Source organism: Paenibacillus dauci, from assembly GCF_000971985.1.
Classification (GTDB): domain Bacteria; phylum Bacillota; class Bacilli; order Paenibacillales; family Paenibacillaceae; genus Saccharibacillus; species Saccharibacillus dauci.
In genome coordinates this window covers 581067-601715 of sequence record NZ_LAQQ01000002.1, presented here as the reverse complement: position 1 = coordinate 601715, position 20649 = coordinate 581067, and the positions used below count along the sequence as shown (strand labels likewise).

The following is a 20649-nucleotide window of genomic DNA, read 5'->3' as shown; positions in this document are numbered from 1 at the left end:
TGGCGGCCTTGTCCGCTGCGGCTTACGGGTTCAGGCAGCATGTACGGTGGCCCGTCATCCTGCGTTATTTCCCGGCTGAGTGCGCCGCAGACAGTGAAAAATATGAGCTTGTTGAACAGCTCCGTATCATCTGCATCGTGTAGAGCGATTCAACAGGCTGTATATAAAAGCATCCTGCCTGTAAGATTACAGGGATTCATACCCCTTTAGGCTGTAAAAGACAGGCTGCTGGATAGCGGTAATGCATAGATCAGGAGCGCATCTGGGACATGAATTCGCTGATATCTACCCCGAGTCCCTGAGCGAGACGCATGCCGTATTCACGATCTGCGCGGATAAAGTTACAGATCGCACGCAGTTGAATATCCTTTTTCACTCCCTGTAAATCATTAACCAGATTTTGAAGTAAATTATCTCTTTGCTGCGCATTATAAGAACGATATTGTTCACCCGCCTGGGTAAAGTCATCGGTTTTCTCGATTTGCTGACGAGTCACCTTGCCCTGCAGTTCTACTTCACTGTCGCGGTAGGCAGGATCTTCGACTGGTCCCTCGGTATAACTGTTCGGTTCGTAGTTATAACGGGAGTTATCCTGATGCACATTCATCAGACCGTCACGCTGGTGATTGCGTACCGGCGCATACGGGCAGTTGATCGGAATCTGCAAATAGTTCGGTCCCAGACGATGACGCTGTGTATCCGGATAGGAGAACAGACGACCCTGCAGCAGCTTGTCCTCGGATGGTTCAATACCCGGTACAAGCGCACTTGGAGAGAATGCGGACTGCTCTACTTCGGCAAAGAAATTCTCCGGATTCTTGTTCAGTGTCATCGTGCCGACCAGATGGAACGGGAACTGCTCTTCCGGCCATACTTTGGTAGGGTCGAGTGGATCAAAGGAATAACTGTCGATATCTTCCGGATGGATAAATTGAACCTTCAAATCCCACTCCGGGAATTCCCCTTGTTCAATATGGTCAAACAGGTCGCGTGTCGCATGGTTGAAATCCCGTCCCTGCTGTTCGCGCACTTCATCCGCGGAGAATGTGCGGACACCCTGTCTGGATTCCCATTTGTATTTAATGTAAGTCACTTTGCCCTCGGCATTGATCCATTTAAAAGCATGGACGCTGAATCCGTCCATTTCACGGTAATTGGCTGGTGTCCCATGATCCGAGAACAACCAGGTCATCATATGTGTAGATTCCGGTGTCAGGGTCATAAAATCCCAGTAACGACCAGGGTTCTGAATATTCGTCTGCGGGTCCGGCTTGAGGGAATGAACCATATCCGGGAATTTGATCGCATCACGGATAAAAAATACAGGCAGATGGTTGCCTACGATATCATAGTTGCCTTCCGGCGTGTAGAATTTCACGGCAAAACCGCGCGGATCGCGTGCCGTCTCCGGAGAGCCTACTCCATGAATAACAGTGGAGAAACGTACAAATACCGGTGTCTCAAGTCCCTCTTCCTGCAAAAAAGCAGCCCGGGTATATTTCTTCATACTGCTTGCTGTGCGGAATACGCCATGGGCACCTGCACCACGGGCATGCACAACACGCTCGGGAATACGTTCACGGTCAAAATGGGCAATCTTCTCAATAAGGTGATAATCCTCCAGCAGTGCCGGTCCTCTGCGTCCTGCTGTTCTGGAATTCTGGTTATCTCCTACAGGAGCACCCTGGTTGGTAGTAAGACGGTTGTCCATCGTTAGAATCATCCTTTCAAATCGGACAGTCTCAAGTCTTTTCACATCATCTATCATTCCTAACAGTACATTCATCTGAAAGTGAATGAATTAGACTTGTAATTAGACTTAATTTAAAATCCGTAAGTTTAGAATTATTCTAACATCGCCAACCAGGTACATTCATGAGCTCCGCATGAGTCTTGGATGAGCCTTGCATGAAGAAGACGTGAATAGATTGTTCATATTATGAATGTACAGCTTATCCATAATCCTATATTCTCAATAAAATTTGATTTGCCTATTATTATGTTTAAATGAATCAATCAGCCAAGCGATAACCTACACCGCGTACAGTCGCAATATACTGTGGTGCAGAAGCATTATCGCCGATTTTTTTACGCAGACTTTTGACATGGACATCTACGACATTACTGCCGCCGAAGAACTGTGTACCCCATATTTCGCTCATTAGTTGTTCACGGGATAATACGCTGCCTTCGCCTTCGATCAGCATGAGCAGCAGATCATACTCGGTTTTGGTCAGCTCTACACGTTGCTGTCCGCGATGAACGGTCATTTTCTTGCGGTCGATCCACAGATCCTTGAATACGATCCGGTGCTGAGCATCTTCATCTGCTGCAGGTGCTGCCGGACGGCTCGCATTGGAACGAATAACACGCTCTACATGATACAGTCCTTCCTGCGGACGCATCGGCCAGACGAGCAGTTCTTCTTCGGTCCATTCTTTCATTCCGAGAGCCAGCATCTCCTCGCGCACTAGAAAAATAGATGGTACATGAGAATCATTATCATTTATACGCAGCTTGGCAAGCTCGATCTCACTGCTGCCTGCAGCGGTAATCATATCAAAAATATACAGGTCGGCACTGATCGCACCTGCACCATTATTTTCCCAGCGATGAAATACCATAACATCAAAGCAGCTGTCCGACAGCATACGAGTCAATTCATGAATACGGCTCGGAGCCGGACTAATAATGACGACACGGCGTGTTACCGGACAAGCCTGAATCATGGTCTCCATCTCTTCATAAGTGCTATTGCCCGGTGCCCAGTTCATCGACGAAGTGGAGTCAGAAAGATAATCATTCTCAATTACTTTTTCGATTTGTTTTTGCATTCGGTACACACTCCTTTAAATACAACATGTGCATGATGGACATCGTACCCGGTCTCCTCTGCTACATCAGCGTACCATTGCAGCGGTGCATCGGTCATGACTTCATCTACACGTCCACAGGATTCACATACAATATGCTGGTGATCATCCATTTTGCCATCGTAACGGCTGGCGGTCTCACCAAGCTTGAGTTCACGGATCAGCCCGTTATCGGACAGATATCGCAGCGAGTTATATACAGTACCATAAGCGAAATTATGACCACGCTCTACCAACCGGTTCATTACGTCAGCGGCAGTCGGGTGATCCTCGGCGTTGCAGACGATTTCGTAAACAGCTTTGCGCTGCGTCGTCAGATTGATAATTTTCACATGGATCATTCCCTTAATTTGATTTTAGAATAAGTATAAATCCATTTCAAATGTCGGTCAATAGGTTTGCGAATAATACGAGAATCATTCTCACCAATTTTGAATATTTGTCATACTATTAAGTATTAAACGGTTCTTTTGTCCGTGAACAGCTCTTTTATCCTGTCGTATAATGTAGGATAAGTCATTCGTGGACAACGATCGACATGTTCAGGGTATCGTGTTCTTTTGTTATATGCTGCATACCTTGCTCTACGGAATAGGCTGCATGCATTTGAAAGGCATACTTTTCGGCATTTCTTCGCTGTTCTGTAATATCCATGTTCGTTATAAATTTTGGTTATCCGCTGTAAAATGGATTGCTCCCCCTGTCTGTATCCGCTATATTTTATTTAAAACCTTACAACCTGTAATCTTTTGTATATTTGTATAGACAAAGCATCATTCTTGTAGACCTCATAACCATGTGGTTCATAACCATCTGCGCATCGCATAAGCAATCTGCTTAATTTCATAAAGGAGGTGTGCCCTTTGGACCATCCACTACTCATTCGTGACAGACTGGAACAGCGTATCCAGCAAGAAGAGATTTCCATGAGCCGTTTTGCCAAGAAACACAATATCAATGTAGGTATTATCAGCTCCATCCTCAACGGTAACCGGGTGCTCAGTATCGAGCAGCTCGACAAAATCACCGAGATTCTGGAGCTGGAGAAGGGCGCGCTGTACGACCAGTACATCAATGAGTATCTGAACGATGCGACACCGGACTGGCGGCGGATCAAGCCGTTTCTGTATCGCTGTGTCGAGCTGGACAAACTGGATTGCATTCAGAAGATTGTACATATGCTCGCAGGCAAGTCCCAGTATCCTGGATTTCTGTTCGAGACGGCAGAAGACTTTTTCCGGGAAGATAAAAAGGAAGCCGCCAGCATGCTGTATGAAAGCGTAGCGGAGAGCGAGAACAAGCAGCATTCCGAACGACTGGCGATCTGCCATTACCGCCTGTTCATGGCGAGGCAGGGAGATGACCAGGAACAGAACTATCAGCTGGCCATCCGGTTCGAGCCATTTGTGGAGCGATTGAATGAAGTGGAGCAGCTAGATGCCTATACCGATCTGGCGAACACGTATCGCTCGCTGCGCAATTGGAAAAAAGTCGAAAAGATCGCCGAGATTCTACTGGATAAAGCCAGACTTCTGTACGATCGCAAACAGGCTGGAGAGCTGCCGACTGATCGCCAGCCGCAAAAACCATGGTTCTTTTACATAGCGTATGCGTATCTGCTACGTGCTCATGCGAATGAGGAATACAAGGATTATGAACAGGTCGCTCATTACCTCAAGCTGACCACCGAACTGGACTGGGTACAGGAAGAGGACGATGATACGTTATTATGGAAAAACCGGTTTGAAGAATGGGCCCGTGCCAACAGCTACGCGGCGAGACTGTATGCGGGTGAGCCGGATGTGCTAGAGGAATATGTGGAGTATGTAGAACAGCGGCCGGAGGAACTGCTCGTATTTCTATTAAATGTGGTCACTGCAGCCAACCGGCACCGACTGGACCTGAGTACCGTGCTGCCAAAGTTCAAGCACGAAATCGACGATCTGGAAGCGCAGACACTGGATGATGAGCTGTATACACTGCAGCTGAACCTAGAGCGCTATGCCCGGCTACTATATGAACTGGCATTGTATTATCTGGAGCGTGGACAATATGATCAGGGATTTGGGTATTTGCTGGAGTGTATGGAGCAGGCACAACGATGGAATTACAATCTGCTGCTGCTAAAGTGTACGAATTTGTTTGAGCGGTTCCGAGGAAATGCGGAAAAGGATATCGTGGCAAAGTATGCTGAACTGTATCAGCATGCGCAGAGACTGCTGCATCTTTGAGATGAGTGTGACGAGTTAGGATTATCGCAAGTTTGCTTTATACAACTTAATTTAATGAAAAAAGGAATGGGCCAAACTCTTAAGCCTCATTCCTTTTTCTCTCTTGTTCTAAATCATTTATGATTTGAAGATCATACCATTTACATTCTTTTATTAATCATCCTTACTATTTTCTTTAAATACCATGGGCTATATATTTCACTACTAGGTATACCTGGCCACTCCCCACTGCCAGTATCCCATTTTTCAACCAGCTCAGCATACCTTAGATCTTGAACTAAAATTTTAGTTTGTATCGTATATTTGTAATATCTATTACAGTGAAAACATTTAAGTTTATCTAAGCCACTTCCAAAACCAACAACATTAAGTTCTTGATTACAATTTGTACATTCCAATTTATTTTTTCTTAAATAATCAGATAATGACATTGAGTTCCCTCCTAACTTTGGAAATATTCACGTGCTTACATATTTTTGGATCATGTTAACGATTCACCTTACACTGGGTACGCGTAAAAAAAAGCCTTGAGGATTATAGTCCTCAAAGTCTTTATCATCAATTATTTAATGCGTTTAGTATCTTTTCTGCTATAACTTCACACTCAATAAGTGTATTTTGAAATAGTTTCCCAAAATTTTTTTCGAATACCTGATATATCTTTTCAGCCAACTCATATTTAGTATCGTTAAGAGTTAATAGTTCATATATCTGCTTCACTTCACTATCATACTCAATATCAAGCAAAGGATAAATCTCAATAGGATTCCAGTCATTAATGATTAGAGTTATTTTCTTAGTCAAGCGATCACCCCACTCTTTTATTCATCGAACAATGATGTAGATATTGCCTTATAAGCCTCAAAACTGAATAATTGTTATTTGAGATTGATATCCTTCTAACTGATTATCCTCCCATACTTTTCTTTGATTATACTTTTCAATATTTGACTATTCGTATTGCTCTCCTCAATGTTTCAGGAAATTTCTAATTTATGTAGGCTTTCATTTCAATCTATTTTTAGAGACTCCTTTCATTGGATCAAGCCTGGTCACTAGCTTTATTCGTTAGCAGATTCCAGAATTTTTTGTGCTAGCAAATCAACCTCCTCGCTTTGATCTGCAAAAGTAGGATGATTACTAAGCATACTCAATTCCTCGATAAGTTTCTGTATAACTTCTGTTCTTAGAAAGGGAATAAAGTCATTTAATAAAAAGTATTTCCAAGATGAGTCGTTCGAATTCAATATTTCTTTTAACGGTTCAATCAGATTTTCCTGTTGAGGCAACAATAACTCCTTGATCGATTGGTAGATAGGCCAATTACCATCTTGAATCCAGATTAAAAGGTCGGGAATAAGCGCAGTGATCTAGACGAATTCCAATTGTTGTAACACGGTTATACTAGCAAAATCATCTTTACTCTCAGGCAATTTGTGGTTCATATTAAGTATTTCCTCCTTTTATTTAGATATTCAACTAACTTATAGAGACGTTGAAATTCTCTTTGATTTTAGGAAGCGTCTTATTCAGGAAATCATGCTTATTTGTAAATCCTAAATAATAGTCATAGTCTTCATCCCCTGTAGAATAATATTCCTCATGAAAAAGAACATTTGAATGCTGCTGAAAATCTTTTCCTTGCTCAATGACTACACATCTAAACAGATGATCAATTTTGATAGCTTGAAGGATATCTTCTTTTTTTGTCACTGAAAACCAAATGATTTTTGGCGGTGTATTCAACTCATCCCAATGAGGTATCGTTTCTGCCCAGGGTAGAACCCATTCAGAATTTACAAACACACATCTGTTCAAGATGAAATCTTGTGTAGTCACATTATAAAGGTGCAGGTTTCTTTCATAAAAGGAAAAAAGTAAGCTCGAGTTTCCTACTAAAAACAAACTCAAAATCATAGAAAGATCCTCGTGTATTTCATTATATTTAATCATACCGTAAGAGGAAGATTTAAAAACAATGTCCAATGTAATCATCCTTTTTAATAAATAGTTAACTGTAATTATAGAGCTCAATACAAAACTCAGTGTTAAAATTATAAGCGAATTCAATAAATTGCTTTTCAAAGTGCATTGCTGGCTTTATATCTTCTTCAACATTAATAACAATAGCAATAACAAATTCTAAGCTACTCTCTTGTTTAAGGTCATTAAGAATATCAATCTTACTGCTTATTCGACTTATCATCTTATATAACTGATCGTTAATATCAAGAGATTCTTCATACCTGTAGATAATATCCAACATGAATCAGGTCTGGCAATTTTCTTATCAGGAATTGAATCTCCTTTAAGCCAACTTTCTGAAGGAGAGATTCCGATTACATTTGTTAATTTATTTAAATCCAGTTGCTCTACAGTAATAATAAATTCAACCATTACATTTGTTTTATCCAACATTCCGCCTCCTTTTACAATGATCTTGTTGATCTTTCACACATTATTCTCCTTCTGCTCCTTTCAGAGCTCATCTGCATTCTCTGCAAAGACATAAAGCCCTTCTGTATCTATATATTACAGAAGGGCTTTTGCCTACCTTTTTACTTCTTCAACACATCTTCAATTGCTGTCAGTACATCTTCACTCAATTTCACACCTGCAGCTCCCGCATTCTGCTGAATCTGTTCCGGACGGCTCGCGCCGACCAGGGCGCTGGAGACGTTGTCCTGACGAAGAATCCATGCCAGCGCCAGATGGGTCAGCGATAATCCGGCTTCGTCTGCGATACTTTGCAGTTGCTGTACCTGACCCAGACGCTGTTCATCCAGCTTTTTCTCGTCCCAACCGAGTTTGGCGGCGCGGCTATCGGAAGGGATCTGACCACCTGAGGTGTATTTACCAGTTAGCAGACCCTGTGCCAGCGGCGAATACACGACCTGACCGATGCCGTATTTTTCTCCAAGCGGAATGACTTCTTCTTCGATATAACGTTCGAACATATTGTAGATCGGCTGATTCACGACGATCCGATCCAGCAGGTAACGGTCGGCTACACCGACAGCCGCCTGCATCTGGGCAGCTGTCCACTGGCTGACACCTACATACAGAATCTTGCCCTGGCGCACCAGATCGTCCAGTGCACGTAGTGTCTCTTCGATCGGTGTCTCCGGAGAGAAGCGGTGGCAGTAATACAGATCGATATAATCATGCCCCAGCCGCTTCAGGCTGGCATGGCATTGTTCCATAATATGCTTGCGGGATAATCCTTTATCATTGGGGCCGTCACCCATATTGCCGAATACCTTGGTTGCCAGTACATACGACTCACGCGGATACGATTTCAGGGTCTCGCCGACTACCTTCTCCGCTTCCCCACGTTCATAGACATTGGCTGTATCGAAGAAATTAATGCCCAGATCATATGCGGCACGGATCGAATTCACAGCATTCTCCCGTTCCACATATCCTCCATACGTCAGCCAGCTTCCCAAGCTGATCTCACTTACTTTGAGCCCACTTCCACCCAGTCTGCGGTAATTCATCGTCATCGGTTACAGCCTCCTCATGGTATGTATCATGTGCCTTGTCACTCGGGCAGATCGGCGGATTCATCGCCGTATATCTATCCGAACCGGAACACCTAGCTCCCATTATATCGCTATAAGAATCCGCTTCCAAATATTTATTGTAAAAGTTATCCGTTTGTAGCTTTTGCTAACTTGCTTGTCCCAACTGTATGAAAAATGAAGCATAACGATTGAGTAGGCTATAATAGCGTTTATATACAGTTATCAGCTCTTTTAATAGCTAAGTTACTTGGACTGCCATACATAGAAGCAACTAAGCAGCTTAGAGTTGGACTATTCTCCGGGAGGAAACCTGCCTATGATACAAAATCGTTTTTTTCGTATTGGCGCGGGCATCGCGCTCGTACTGCTGATCATCTATCTCGGAACACTGGTTGATTTTATCTTTGTTCCTATCCGCTCTTTGATTAGCCTCACCATTGTACCTCTGTTAATTACTGCTTTTATCTACTATCCACTGCGTCCATTGGTTAACTGGCTGGAACGCAAACGCAAGGTCAAGCGGTCCATGTCTATCCTGATGATCTATGTGGTCATTATTCTGGCATTGGTTATTTTCTCCATGATCGGCTGGCCGACGCTGCGTGATCAGGTAACCAGCTTTGTACAAAACACGCCTCAGTTTACCAACAGCATTGTAAAACAGATTGAAGCACTGCAGCATAACTCGTTTATCAAGCAGTATCTGCCTGATCAGGGAACCAGTAATGATATGCTGTCCAAACTCACAGAATACCTGAATACGGTATTCACCTGGCTGTCGGATCACATTTCCAGTATGTTCTCCTTTGTATCCAATGTGGTACTGGTTATTGCTACTGTGCCGATTATGCTGTACTACCTGCTCAAGGACGACAAAAAGTTGTCCGAGCGTCTGGTACTGTTATTCCCGCAGCGATTCCGTGAAGACGGCAAGCTGATGCTTGGAGAGATCGATGACTCACTAAGCAGCTTTATTGCGGGGCGCGTTATTGTCAACTTTGCACTGTGCGTACTGCTGTATATCGGATTTTTGATTATCGATCTGCCTTATTCCCTGCTGCTCGTGTTCCTGGCTTTCTTCCTGAATTTCATTCCTTATATCGGGGCGATTCTGTCAGCGGTACCGGTAGCGATTGTCGGATTTATTGAATCGCCGATGATGGGGATCTGGTCGATTGTGATCGTTATTGTCGCCCAGTTGATTCAGAACAATCTGCTGGAGCCGATTATCTTTGGTAATCAGCTCGATATTCATCCATTTACAATCATTGTTCTCCTGCTAGTCGGTGGAGATATGGGTGGTATTCTCGGCATGCTGCTTGTTATTCCAATCTACATGGCGGTCAAAATTACGATCGTACACATTTACCGTATGTATCTGAAGCAGAAAATCGGCAGCGATTTCCAGTAGACAGCTTCATATTCATTAAAATTTCATTTAAATATATTTATCAGTATAGGATTGCCTTACCATGTGGCAGATCAGGGATATGTGAAGTTAACATACCCTGATCTGTTTTTATTTACCAATTAATGGATAGAAAACGGTATTATTAATGCTAGATAAATAACAATTTTGTCATTTTATCAGGAAGAAAAAGGTTATATCCAATCTGAATTGGTTAATAGTTGTTTGCGATGGCCATCGTATTCTTCGGGACACTTTTCATATGGTTCTGCTGCTATAGAGCAGTAGATTCATCTGCATTATTTAATGGATGAGTCATATGCAAAGTGGGACTACTTAACTTGAAGTGAATATGTACAGAAATTACGAATCCCTATGCATCCCAGTCTAGTTTTCTCACACATTAAAGGAGGCGTTACATTATGTTCTTTCACATTAAAGAGTTACAGTATACAGCTAAGCCAGACAAGCCGGATCCGATTTATGCGAAAAAACTGCAGGAAGTACTCGGCGGACAATATGGCGAAATGTCCGTTATGATGCAGTACCTATTCCAGGGGTGGAATTCCCGTGCAGAGAGCAAGTACAAAGATATGCTGCTTGATATCGGTACCGAGGAGATTGGTCACGTCGAAATGTTGGCAACCATGATTGCACAGCTGCTTGATGATGCACCACTGGATCAAGTTGAGCAAATGGCCAAAGACCCTGCGATTGGCGCAGTACTGGGCGGCATGAACCCGCAGCATGCCATTGTATCCAGTCTGGGCGCACTGCCATCCGACAGCGTAGGCTATCCTTGGAATTCCCGTTATATCGTCGCAAGTGGCGATTTGCTGGCTGATTTCCGTGCCAACCTGAATGCTGAGTCCCAGGGACGTCTGCAGGTTATCCGCCTGTACGAACAAACGACAGATCCGGGTATCCGCGACATGCTGTCCTTTATGATTGCCCGCGATACGATGCACCAGAATCAATGGCTCGCAGCGATTGCCGAAATCGAAGCCAAACAAGGTCCTATTACACCGGCTTCCTTCCCTCCAGAATTGGAGAAACGTGAAGTGGTCCACCAGTTCATGAACTTCTCCCAAGGTGAAGAAAGTGCAGCCGGACGCTGGGCAAGCGGTCCTGCAATGGATGGCACAGGTGACTTCGAATATGTACAGCAACCAAAAGCCTATGGTCAGGCACCGATTCTGAAGCCGGCTCCGGACTTTATGCATTCCCGTGCAGATCAGGCGCCAAGTATCGTCAATGTAGGTACACTGAGTAAATAAGATTCTGCTCTACAGGCAGATTTGTAAATAAGGCAACAAGCCCTGCTGATTCAGGCAGGGCTTTATTATCACCGGCAATAACTGCTATCTGCTATGATCCACGATGATAGTACTTCGGGAATATAGGATAGTTATACGTATGATCTATATCCAATAGATAAAAATAATCGACCCGATTACTGCTATCAGCTGGGATAATTTCATGAATGTGGGTAATAATAAACAAGCACTTCACTACGAAGGGAGTAATGAACATGAATACAGAGACAACAAAAACGTTAGCTATCGGTGCAGTAACAGGTGCGCTGGTAGGTGCAGGTGTAGCTGTTCTGGTCGCCCCGCAGCAAGGTGCAAAAGCACGTGCCAAACTGGCTGAGGTTACCGAACTGGTTAGAGAAAAAGGCCCAATGATTAATGAAAAAGGTCACGAGATCGCCGAGAAAGGCCAGGAAGTAGTCGGCGTAATCAAGGAATCACTCAGTACTGCCAAAGACTTCAAAACCGAAGCACAATCGGCAGTAGGCGATGTGAAATCCGAGATCCAAGGCTTCAAACAGTCCCATAACAGTACAGGCAGCGGCCCAACTACCATGTAACTTGCCTGATACGGCTGCCACGATGCAGCTTATAAAATCATACATTTTCATTTAATGATGCCCTAACTTCGGTGTTCTTTTCCGGAGATGGGGCATTTTTGCTGTGTCCACATTCCTCTATATATGGTCTTCTTCTATTCAATAAGAGAATATCCGGAATTGAGCATTTCCTTCTTTTCCCCACCTCTTTCCTTTCGCTTACATTCCTCAAACAATTTCGCGAAATTTTAATACAGAGTTTACAAAACTAAGACTTAACTCTAACACTGCGCCCCTAGAATAAGTCATGTAAGACAAAACACATAAAAGTATTGCGCCTTTAATTAGGGGGAGGAGACTTTACAAATGTTTAAAAAACTGCCAATCATGCTTCTTACGCTGACGATGGTCCTTGTGCTTGCTGCCTGCGGATCAAACGGCGGAACTACTTCGGGATCGAATGCCGGTACAGATACTGGCAGCACAGGAGGAGAAAATTCTTCCGAGCTTAGCGGTTCTATTCTGGCTGTAGGTTCAACAGCATTGCAACCACTGGTTGATCAAGTCGCTCAAAAGTTTATGGCAGATTCCAAATATGCTAACGTGTCTGTGCAAGTACAGGGCGGCGGTAGCGGTACGGGTCTGACTCAGGTATCCGAAGGTCAAGCCAATATCGGTAACTCCGACGTATTCGCAGAAGAAAAGCTGGACGCTGACAAAGCGGCTGAGCTGGTCGATCATCAAGTAGCGGTAGTCGCTATGGCAGCTGTTGCCAACAAAGGCGCTAACGTAAAAGACCTGAAAAAACAACAACTGGTGGATATCTTCACTGGTAAAGTAACGAACTGGAAAGAAGTTGGCGGTGCCGATCAAAAGATCGTCGTTATCAACCGTCCAAGCAGCTCCGGTACTCGTGCTACTTTTGAGAAGTACGCACTGGGTGAGAAAACAGAAGATCCAGCAGGTTCGATCCAACAGGATTCTTCCGGTACGGTTAAAAAGCTGATCGCTGAAACTCCAGGCGCTATCGGTTACCTGGCACTGTCTTACCTGGATGACAGTGTAACTGCACTGAGCTATGACGGCGTAGAACCTAAGGTAGAGAATGTTGAAGCTGGTAAATACCCAATCTGGGCTTACGAGCACATGTATACCAAAGGTGAGCCAGATGCTTCTACCAAAGCGTTCCTGGATTACATGCTGAGCGAAGATGTTCAACAAAGCGATGTAACAGAACTGGGTTATATCCCAATGTCCGGCATGCAGGTACAACGTGATGCAGAAGGTAAAGTTAGCCAGAAATAAGCATTGAATCGAATATAACAGATGAAAAGATGCAGCTGCTGGCTCGATCGCCATGGCTCGAAGAGGCGGGGACCCCGCCTCTCTTTTCACGTTTTTATACAGAACGACGATTTCATCATCATTCTCCCTTGAATTGTTGAGATAACGGCATGTCATTTATTCAAAGCATGAAGAAAAGAGGTTATTACTTATGGAGCATTCCAAAGTTACTCCACGGGAAGCACAGCGTCGCAGGCTGCCGCTTGAGAAGCACCGTCTGGAAGACTGGATCGGCAAAATTTACACATCGGTGTGTGTTGTTTTTCTGATCGCGGTCATCGTATCCATTGTGTATTTTGTTACTTCCAAAGGCGTTGCTACCTTTGCAGTAAATGGTGTCAGCCTGACTGAATTCTTCTTCGGTACCCACTGGGCTCCGGATGCAGCTGAACCTTCATTTGGCGCATTACCGGCAATCTCGGGTTCCTTTATGGTTACCCTGCTGGCTGCACTGATCGCAAGTCCGCTGAGTATTGCGGCAGCGCTGTTCATGACCGAGATCGTGCCCACTTTCGGTAAACGCATCCTGCAACCGGCGATTGAGCTGCTGTCCGGTATTCCTTCGGTTGTATATGGATTTATCGGTCTGACCCTGATTGTTCCTTTCCTGCGTGATCATGTAGGCGGACAGGGTATCGGTGTAGGTGCCGGTGCACTGGTACTGTCGATTATGATCCTGCCGACAATTACAAGCGTAGCTGCAGATGCCCTGGCTTCCCTGCCGCGTGGTCTGCGTGAAGCTTCGTATGCACTCGGTGCTACACGCTGGCAGACCATTTACCGTGTAGTATTGCCCACTGTTCTGCCTGCACTGCTAACCGGTATCGTACTCGGTATGGCTCGTGCATTCGGTGAAGCACTGGCCGTACAGATGGTTATCGGTAATGCCCCTTATATTCCAACGTCCCTGCTGGAATCCGCATCCACGCTGACCAGTGTTATTACACTCGGCATGGGGAATACAGCAATGGGTTCTATCCAGAATAATGCATTGTGGAGTATGGCACTCGTACTGATGCTGATGACATTTGTCTTCATCCTCATCATCCGCCTGCTCGAAAGGAGAAACCGAGTATGACAACTAAAACCGTAAACACCAAAGCCAGAACACGGGCCAGAAATGCAGACAAAATCGCTACGGTTATTATTGTCGCGCTTGCGCTCTCCATTGTAGTCATTTTGATCGGCCTGCTCGGATTCATCCTGTTCCGTGGTCTGGGACATATCAGCTGGGATTTCCTGACTTCCAAGCCACAGACGATTCGTGAAGGCGGCGGAATCGGGCCTCCACTGTTCAACTCCCTGTACCTGCTCGTACTGACAATGATTATTACAATTCCGCTTGGTCTTGGCGGCGGGATCTATATGTCCGAATATGCCAAACCCGGCAAAATCACCGGCTTTATCCGACTGGTTGTAGAGGTACTGTCCTCTTTCCCGTCGATCGTTATCGGTTTGTTCGGTCTCCTGGTCTTTGTAAACACTATGGGTATGGGATTCTCCCTGCTGGCAGGTGCACTGGCACTGACCATCTTCAACCTGCCGCTGATGGTACGGATTACAGAACAGGCTTTTGCTTCCGTACCCCGTGAGCAAAAAGAAGCCGGTCTGGCACTGGGATTATCCAAATGGAAAATCATCACTTCCATCATGCTTCCGGTAGCGATTCCTTCACTGGTGACCGGTACGATTCTGGCAGCCGGCCGTGTATTCGGTGAAGCAGCAGCCCTGCTGTTTACCTCAGGAATGACCACGCCTCCGCTGAACTTCTCAGACTGGAATCCGCTGCATCCGCGTTCACCACTGAACCCGCTGCGCCCGGCCGAGACACTGGCTACCCATATCTGGAAAGTCAACAGTGAAGGTCTGGCACCGGATGCGATACAGATTGCTGCCGGCGCTTCCGCTGTGCTCGTAATCATGGTATTGATCTTCAATCTGCTCGCACGCTGGGGTGGTCGTACACTGTATCGTTATATGACTGCTTCCAAACGCATGAACTAATTTTCCCAGGATCATTATGGGACAGATCCTTTCTGTCCCTATGGCAGTCTACTCAAGGAGGATTTTATACTATGGCAATGCCTTTCAGTACAGAAGATCTAAGTGTCTACTATGGCGAGTATCAAGCCATTAAAAATATAAGTCTTGGTTTCCCCGCCAAAACGGTCACTGCGCTGATCGGCCCATCGGGATGCGGGAAATCCACATTCCTGCGCTCACTCAACCGGATGAATGATGAGATCGCCGGAGCGCGCAGTACTGGCCATATCTGGATGGACGGCATCGATCTTGCTTCTCCTTCTACAGATGTTATCAAGCTTCGGCAACGGATCGGTATGGTATGGCAGCGTCCGAATCCATTTTACAAATCCATTTATGAGAATATTGCTTTTGGTCCACGCTACTATGGGATCAAAAATCGCAAAAAACTCGACGAAATCGTCGAAACCAGTCTGCGCCGTGCCGCTCTCTGGGACGAAGTCAAAGATCGGTTGAAAGAGTCGGCATTGTCCCTGTCCGGCGGTCAACAGCAGCGTCTGTGTATCGCACGCGCACTGTCAGTCAACCCGCAGATTCTGCTGCTGGATGAACCGGCTTCCGCACTCGATCCGGTATCCACCGGCAAAGTCGAAGAACTCATTTCCGAACTCAAAAGTGATCTGCGTATCGTTATCGTCACTCATAACATGCAGCAGGCGGCACGGGTATCCGATTATACCGCTTACTTTTATCTGGGTAATCTGGTGGAACACGGAGAGACGAACAAAATCTTCACTAACCCCGAGAAAAATTCTACACAGGAATACATTATGGGACGCTTCGGATGAAGCGTCTTTTTTTGTATGGTAGCTTTGTGCGATAGCTCATTTGACTGTTGACTATCGTGCGTGGATCAGGCCAGGCTTGGACAAAAGTTGAAAAGACTGCAGGATTGGACTTCTTAGCATAAATAGATCAGAGTGTTTTACTCATTTATTTATCCATTAGATCCACCTTTCTTCACTGTAAGCTTTTCGTAAGGTAAATCGATAGTACCGTCCGGATGGTTCTTTTATGCTGAATATATGGAGAGACTCCGCATGATGAACAGAGAGGAAATATATTGGCTCTTTGATCGGTCTTTCCTATAGCTATTAGATATTCACATATAAGGAGGCATTATTTTGAAACGCTTGGCTAACCTGGATATTCTGCGCGGATTCGCATTGTGTGGAATTATCCTGATCAATATTATGCAATTGGTACATTACAATATGGACCGGACTCCACTCGATGAGGGGATTTTGCAATTTCTGTATTTTGCTGTGGAGCAGCGTTTTTATGTTATTTTTGCATTTCTATTCGGAGTAAGCTTTCATATTTTTATTAGCCGGGCCGAGGCACGTGGCGACCGTCCGCGTCTCCGCTTTACTCGCAGATTGCTTATTTTACTCGTAATTGGTATGATCCATCATTATTTTCAGCCTGGAGAGGCGCTGTTGGTATACGCGATACTCGGATTTTTTCTGATTCCTTTTTACCGGGTCAAGCCGTGGGTGAGTCTGCTGATGGCACTGTTCATTATCGGCATAAGTGTGGGCTGGTTGGGTATCGCTCAGCTGGAGGCACTGGGCATGTTTTTCCTGGGCAAATGGGCCGGCCAGATCAGGTTATTCGCCGAGCCAGGACGCTATCGCAAAGGACTGCGGATTACACAAATTGCAGCCCTCGTGCTCATCTGGCCGCTGCATCTGGCAGGTAACCGGATTCTGGATCAATTCGGATTGGTGGATATCTCCTCCATGTTAAGCGGACTGCCGGTGAGTGTATTCTATGTCACAACGTTGATCCTGCTGCTGCGTCATCCGCGTATCGAGCGTCTGCTGACACCGCTCGGCAATCTTGGACGTATGGCCTTGACCAACTATGTATCACAGACGGCTGTGATTCTGCTACTGTCTTATCTGCTGCATTGGCCGTCTCAGGTACATATTACTGTACTGATGATTACTGCCCTATTTATTCTGATTATTCAGATGATTCTCAGCAACTGGTGGCTAAGTCGCTTCGCTATAGGACCGATCGAATATATATGGCGCCTTGGTACGTATGGACAGAAGTCCTAGCGCTGAGCAATATCCTCCTCCTGAAAGATTAAAATGTAAAAGGGCAGCTTCCATTGAGGAAAGCTGCCCTTTTAATTGTGTGCTGCTTGATGCTCGATTGTACATTCCGAGCCATCACATTGCCTACTCTGCACTTCCATTTAATCAACAAATCAATGGGATACTTACTTTCAAATCGTATACTTACTGTCCAAACCGGAATTCACGAATACGGGTGCCCTGACGAAGCACCAGATATACATTATGACGTCCATTCACCGACTGTATATTCACGCTGGTATTCTGCCAGTTGGTTATACCCGCAGAGCCACTCAGTTCCAGTGTACCGATCAATATTCCATCCGGGGCATCCAGGCGAATCTGTACTTCACCGGATTCGCCGGCAAATGCAGTCCGTGCCTGGAATATCCCTGTACCTGCTTCACCAAATTCCGCATCGCCGAACAGAATCCACGCTCCATCGCCCAGCGCTTCCACAGCCGCGCCGCCTTCACTGGATTCCACCAGATGCACCTGACGATAGTCGTCATAGTTCTCGGCCAGTACCGGCTTGGTCAGTTCCTGGGGAGGGATCACTTCGCCATTTACCTGAACATTGGACTGCAGCTGAATATCCGCAGACGAGCGACCGACCATGAGAGTATAGCTGCCCGTCTCGACACAATAACGGCTACGTGTTACATCCCAGCAGGATAGCTCGGTCACTGGCAGCTCGAACGTAACGACACTTGACTGACCGGCTGCCAGATGAATGCGCCGGAAGGCTTGCAGAGTACGTAGCGGCCGCTGGATACGCGATTGATCCAGCTTCGTATACAGCTGTACCACTTCATCACTATCGATCTCTCCGGTATTGCGGATCGTAACCGACAGACGGATTGTATCCTCTGCATCTACTTCTTCAGCTTCCAGTTCCAGACTGCTGTACTCCATCGGTGCATAGGTTAGTCCATGACCAAACGGATACAACGCCTGACCTCTGAAATACTGATACGTGCGTTCCGAGCGGATAATATCGTAATCCCTCAGATCACCGAGCTGCTCTTCCGAACGGTACCAGGTCATATTCAGGCGCCCAGCCGGAGCGTAATCTCCGTATAGCACATCCGCTACTGCATTGCCCAATTCCGGACCGGCATGAGACAGATATAGAATTGCCGGAATATGCTCTTCCACCCATTCCATAGCAAATGGATAACTGCCGACTACCACAACAACAGTATTGGGATTGACTGCATATACTTCCTGAATCAACTTCAGCTGGGAGGCTGGCAGCTCCAGACTTGGACGGTCATTCTCTTCCTTACCGTTGATCAGCGGATTGTTGCCGACAAATACAATCGCTGTCTTCGCTGCACGGGCTGCTGCCACCGCCTGTTCCAACCCATTTTCCAATACCATCTTCTCAAAAAGTCTTTCTTCCCCCGGTACTGTCTGCTCTTCCGCAATAGCCAGATTCCCTTCCGTACCCGAAAGATACACCGCGCGTCCATTCCACGTGCTGATTGCTATGCGTCCGTCATCCTGCTGATCCAGACCGAATACTTCTTTGACAAACCATCCATACGCTTCGTCGGCAGAAGCTGTAATCTGCCGACCTTCATCATCGGCTGTCCAGTACTTGCCGCTCTCTGCCAAACGGATCGTATAGCTGCCAAATCCCCAATCGGATACGGTGAACACGCTGTTCGTGTTCTTACTCAGCGCTTCTACAGCATTTGCAGGATCAGATGGCAATGAGGAGTCTGCGCTCCAGTCTACCCCAACAGTCGCCTTCTCTTTTTCCGATTCGGTTTGTTGGACAGACAGTATTCCACCCTGCCCTGCAGATTTGAAGCTCACCCTGTCATTGCCATCATGATAGTGTACTTTTCCTTTTACTTTGGCTTCTATGCCCTGCAGACCAGTCACGGCATATGGCAGTGTACCAGAGTACCAATCCCGATACACGATATCGCCGAGTTCGCCGATCACTGCCACATCATCGGTCCCCTGGCTGGATAATGGAAGCATGCCATTGTCATTTTTGAGCAGGACAATCGATTTGCGTACGGCTTCTGCTGCAACAGCTTTGGCTTCCTCGGTCATCATCGATTCTTCCCCAATTGCAGCATACGGATTCAGCTCGGCCGGATCGAACTCTCCCAGCCGGAAGCGAACGCGGAACGTATGGAACAAGGCGCGATCAATATCTTCCCAGCTCAGCAGTCCCTGTTCCAGCGCTTCACGCAGTGCTGCTTTGGATAGGTCTGCATCATCGGTAATACTATCAATGCCTGCTTTGACCGATTCGGCGACGCCGGGAGTATGCGAATCATAATAGCCATGGTCATTCATAATGCCCATCACATCGCCAGCATCACTGACGATAAATCCATCCATTCCCCACTCGCCTTTGACTACTTCCTGCACAAGCGGGTGCAGCAGTGCAGGTGTACCATTGATCGAATTGTAGGCAGTCATCATCGATTGGGCTTTGCCCTCAGTAAAAGGTTGTTCGAACGCTTTGAGATAATATTCCCGCATATTGCGTGGATCGATGCTGGAGGAGCCGCTGCCACGATCGACTTCATTATTGTTGCCGAGAAAATGCTTCAGCGTCGCTACAGCCTTGAGATATGTAGGATGATCACCCTGAATTCCCTGTACAAGACGAGTCGCCAGTTCACCAGTCAGACGAGGATCTTCTCCATAGGCTTCTTCATTGCGTCCCCAGCGCGGATCACGCTCCATATCCACAGTAGGTGCCCATAGGGTCAGACCGTTGATTGCCGGATTACGCTTGTACATAACCCTTGCTTCATCGGAGATCACATTACCGATTCGGTGCATCAGTTCGCTGTCCCACGTACAGGCCAGTCCGACAGGCTGCGGGAAAAAGGTCGCTTCGCCCAGCCAGGCAATACCGTGTGCTGCCTCGGTACCGTGCTTGTACGCCCCGACACCCAGTCGTTCTACAGCTGGCTGGTATTGCAACATCGATTCTATTTTCTCTTCTTCAGTCAGGCGGTTTACCAGATCATATACCCGTTGATCCAGCTCCAGCGTATGGTCCTGAAAAGGATATTTGGTCGTTTGTTCCATATTGTTATATCTCCTTTAAGATTAATGAGAATATAGTTTGATGCTCAACAAAAATTTGGTTTTATCTATCGATTACGTACTGCTACATTTTTATGGTAATGCAATCTTTTGCCAAAAGAAAGCACTTTCAAGTTGAATTGTCAGGTGATAATTAGCGTAATAATTAGTGATGATTTTACTGGTGTTACCCCTCTCGCAAAAGTCTGGGCATGAGAAGAGTT

18 protein-coding genes and 1 pseudogene are annotated in these 20649 nt (G+C 45.9%); 9 read left to right on the top strand and 10 right to left on the bottom strand.

Annotated features, from left to right (window positions below):
- Positions 1 to 250: 250 nt before the first annotated feature.
- From WH46_RS16980 to WH46_RS16970, 3 genes are all read right to left on the bottom strand, one after another.
- Positions 251 to 1711 (bottom strand): catalase, encoded by a 1461-nt coding sequence (locus tag WH46_RS16980; protein WP_046227621.1) that lies wholly within the window; start codon positions 1709 to 1711, stop codon positions 251 to 253.
- A 301-nt stretch (positions 1712 to 2012) separates the two neighbouring features.
- Positions 2013 to 2834, bottom strand: coding sequence for a winged helix-turn-helix transcriptional regulator (locus WH46_RS16975; RefSeq protein ID WP_052714275.1), 822 nt, complete (start codon positions 2832 to 2834; stop codon positions 2013 to 2015).
- Positions 2810 to 3205 carry a Fur family transcriptional regulator gene (locus tag WH46_RS16970; RefSeq protein WP_046227620.1) on the bottom strand — a complete coding sequence of 132 codons (396 nt, stop codon included), beginning with the start codon at positions 3203 to 3205 and terminating at the stop codon, positions 2810 to 2812. Before WH46_RS16970 ends, WH46_RS16975 begins: the two co-directional genes overlap by 25 nt.
- Before the next feature lie 531 nt (positions 3206 to 3736).
- Between WH46_RS16970 and WH46_RS16965 the strand changes: the two genes are divergently transcribed.
- Positions 3737 to 5104, top strand: a complete 1368-nt coding sequence (locus WH46_RS16965; RefSeq protein ID WP_046227619.1) for a transcriptional regulator — start codon at positions 3737 to 3739, stop codon at positions 5102 to 5104.
- 140 nt (positions 5105 to 5244) lie between these two features.
- Here the strand turns inward: WH46_RS16965 and WH46_RS16960 are convergent, their stop codons facing one another.
- The 6 genes and pseudogenes from WH46_RS16960 to WH46_RS16930 all read right to left on the bottom strand — a co-directional run bounded on the left by WH46_RS16960 (position 5245) and on the right by WH46_RS16930 (position 8604).
- Entirely contained in the window at positions 5245 to 5535 is a 291-nt protein-coding gene (locus WH46_RS16960) for a hypothetical protein (protein ID WP_046227618.1), read from the bottom strand.
- A gap of 127 nt (positions 5536 to 5662) precedes the next feature.
- Positions 5663 to 5908 (bottom strand): DUF1871 family protein, encoded by a 246-nt coding sequence (locus WH46_RS16955; protein ID WP_046227617.1) that lies wholly within the window; start codon positions 5906 to 5908, stop codon positions 5663 to 5665.
- A gap of 257 nt (positions 5909 to 6165) precedes the next feature.
- On the bottom strand, positions 6166 to 6462 hold the full coding sequence (locus WH46_RS16950; protein WP_269430637.1) for a DUF5071 domain-containing protein: 297 nt from the start codon (positions 6460 to 6462) through the stop codon (positions 6166 to 6168).
- 121 nt (positions 6463 to 6583) lie between these two features.
- Positions 6584 to 7099, bottom strand: coding sequence for a hypothetical protein (locus WH46_RS16945; RefSeq protein ID WP_156172296.1), 516 nt, complete (start codon positions 7097 to 7099; stop codon positions 6584 to 6586).
- A 16-nt stretch (positions 7100 to 7115) separates the two neighbouring features.
- A pseudogene (locus tag WH46_RS24605) lies at positions 7116 to 7501 on the bottom strand (DUF4279 domain-containing protein).
- 161 nt (positions 7502 to 7662) lie between these two features.
- On the bottom strand, positions 7663 to 8604 hold the full coding sequence (locus WH46_RS16930; RefSeq protein WP_026135956.1) for an aldo/keto reductase family protein: 942 nt from the start codon (positions 8602 to 8604) through the stop codon (positions 7663 to 7665).
- A 343-nt stretch (positions 8605 to 8947) separates the two neighbouring features.
- Between WH46_RS16930 and WH46_RS16925 the strand changes: the two genes are divergently transcribed.
- The 8 genes from WH46_RS16925 (at position 8948) to WH46_RS16890 (ending at position 17344) form a co-directional block, all read left to right on the top strand.
- Positions 8948 to 10042 carry an AI-2E family transporter gene (locus tag WH46_RS16925; RefSeq protein ID WP_046227613.1) on the top strand — a complete coding sequence of 365 codons (1095 nt, stop codon included), beginning with the start codon at positions 8948 to 8950 and terminating at the stop codon, positions 10040 to 10042.
- 419 nt (positions 10043 to 10461) lie between these two features.
- Positions 10462 to 11316: a manganese catalase gene (locus WH46_RS16920; RefSeq protein ID WP_017811054.1), complete on the top strand. Its 855-nt coding sequence runs from the start codon at positions 10462 to 10464 to the stop codon at positions 11314 to 11316.
- A gap of 254 nt (positions 11317 to 11570) precedes the next feature.
- Positions 11571 to 11912: a YtxH domain-containing protein gene (locus WH46_RS16915; protein WP_017811055.1), complete on the top strand. Its 342-nt coding sequence runs from the start codon at positions 11571 to 11573 to the stop codon at positions 11910 to 11912.
- A 345-nt stretch (positions 11913 to 12257) separates the two neighbouring features.
- A complete protein-coding gene (locus tag WH46_RS16910; RefSeq protein WP_017811056.1) occupies positions 12258 to 13196 on the top strand; it encodes a phosphate ABC transporter substrate-binding protein in 939 nt (312 codons plus the stop codon).
- 190 nt (positions 13197 to 13386) lie between these two features.
- Positions 13387 to 14313, top strand: a complete 927-nt coding sequence (gene pstC, locus WH46_RS16905) for a phosphate ABC transporter permease subunit PstC (RefSeq protein ID WP_017811057.1) — start codon at positions 13387 to 13389, stop codon at positions 14311 to 14313.
- Positions 14310 to 15239: a phosphate ABC transporter permease PstA gene (pstA, locus tag WH46_RS16900; RefSeq protein ID WP_046227612.1), complete on the top strand. Its 930-nt coding sequence runs from the start codon at positions 14310 to 14312 to the stop codon at positions 15237 to 15239. Before pstC ends, pstA begins: the two co-directional genes overlap by 4 nt.
- Before the next feature lie 71 nt (positions 15240 to 15310).
- The gene (gene pstB, locus WH46_RS16895) at positions 15311 to 16066 is read left to right on the top strand and encodes a phosphate ABC transporter ATP-binding protein PstB (RefSeq protein ID WP_017811059.1); all 756 of its coding nucleotides are present in this window, start codon (positions 15311 to 15313) and stop codon (positions 16064 to 16066) included.
- A gap of 336 nt (positions 16067 to 16402) precedes the next feature.
- Entirely contained in the window at positions 16403 to 17344 is a 942-nt protein-coding gene (locus WH46_RS16890; RefSeq protein ID WP_052714274.1) for a DUF418 domain-containing protein, read from the top strand.
- Positions 17345 to 17527: 183 nt separating this feature from the next.
- Here WH46_RS16890 and WH46_RS16885 read toward each other — a convergent pair whose 3' ends face one another.
- Positions 17528 to 20428 (bottom strand): glycoside hydrolase family 3 C-terminal domain-containing protein, encoded by a 2901-nt coding sequence (locus tag WH46_RS16885; protein WP_046227609.1) that lies wholly within the window; start codon positions 20426 to 20428, stop codon positions 17528 to 17530.
- Between the last annotated feature and the right edge of the window lie 221 nt (positions 20429 to 20649).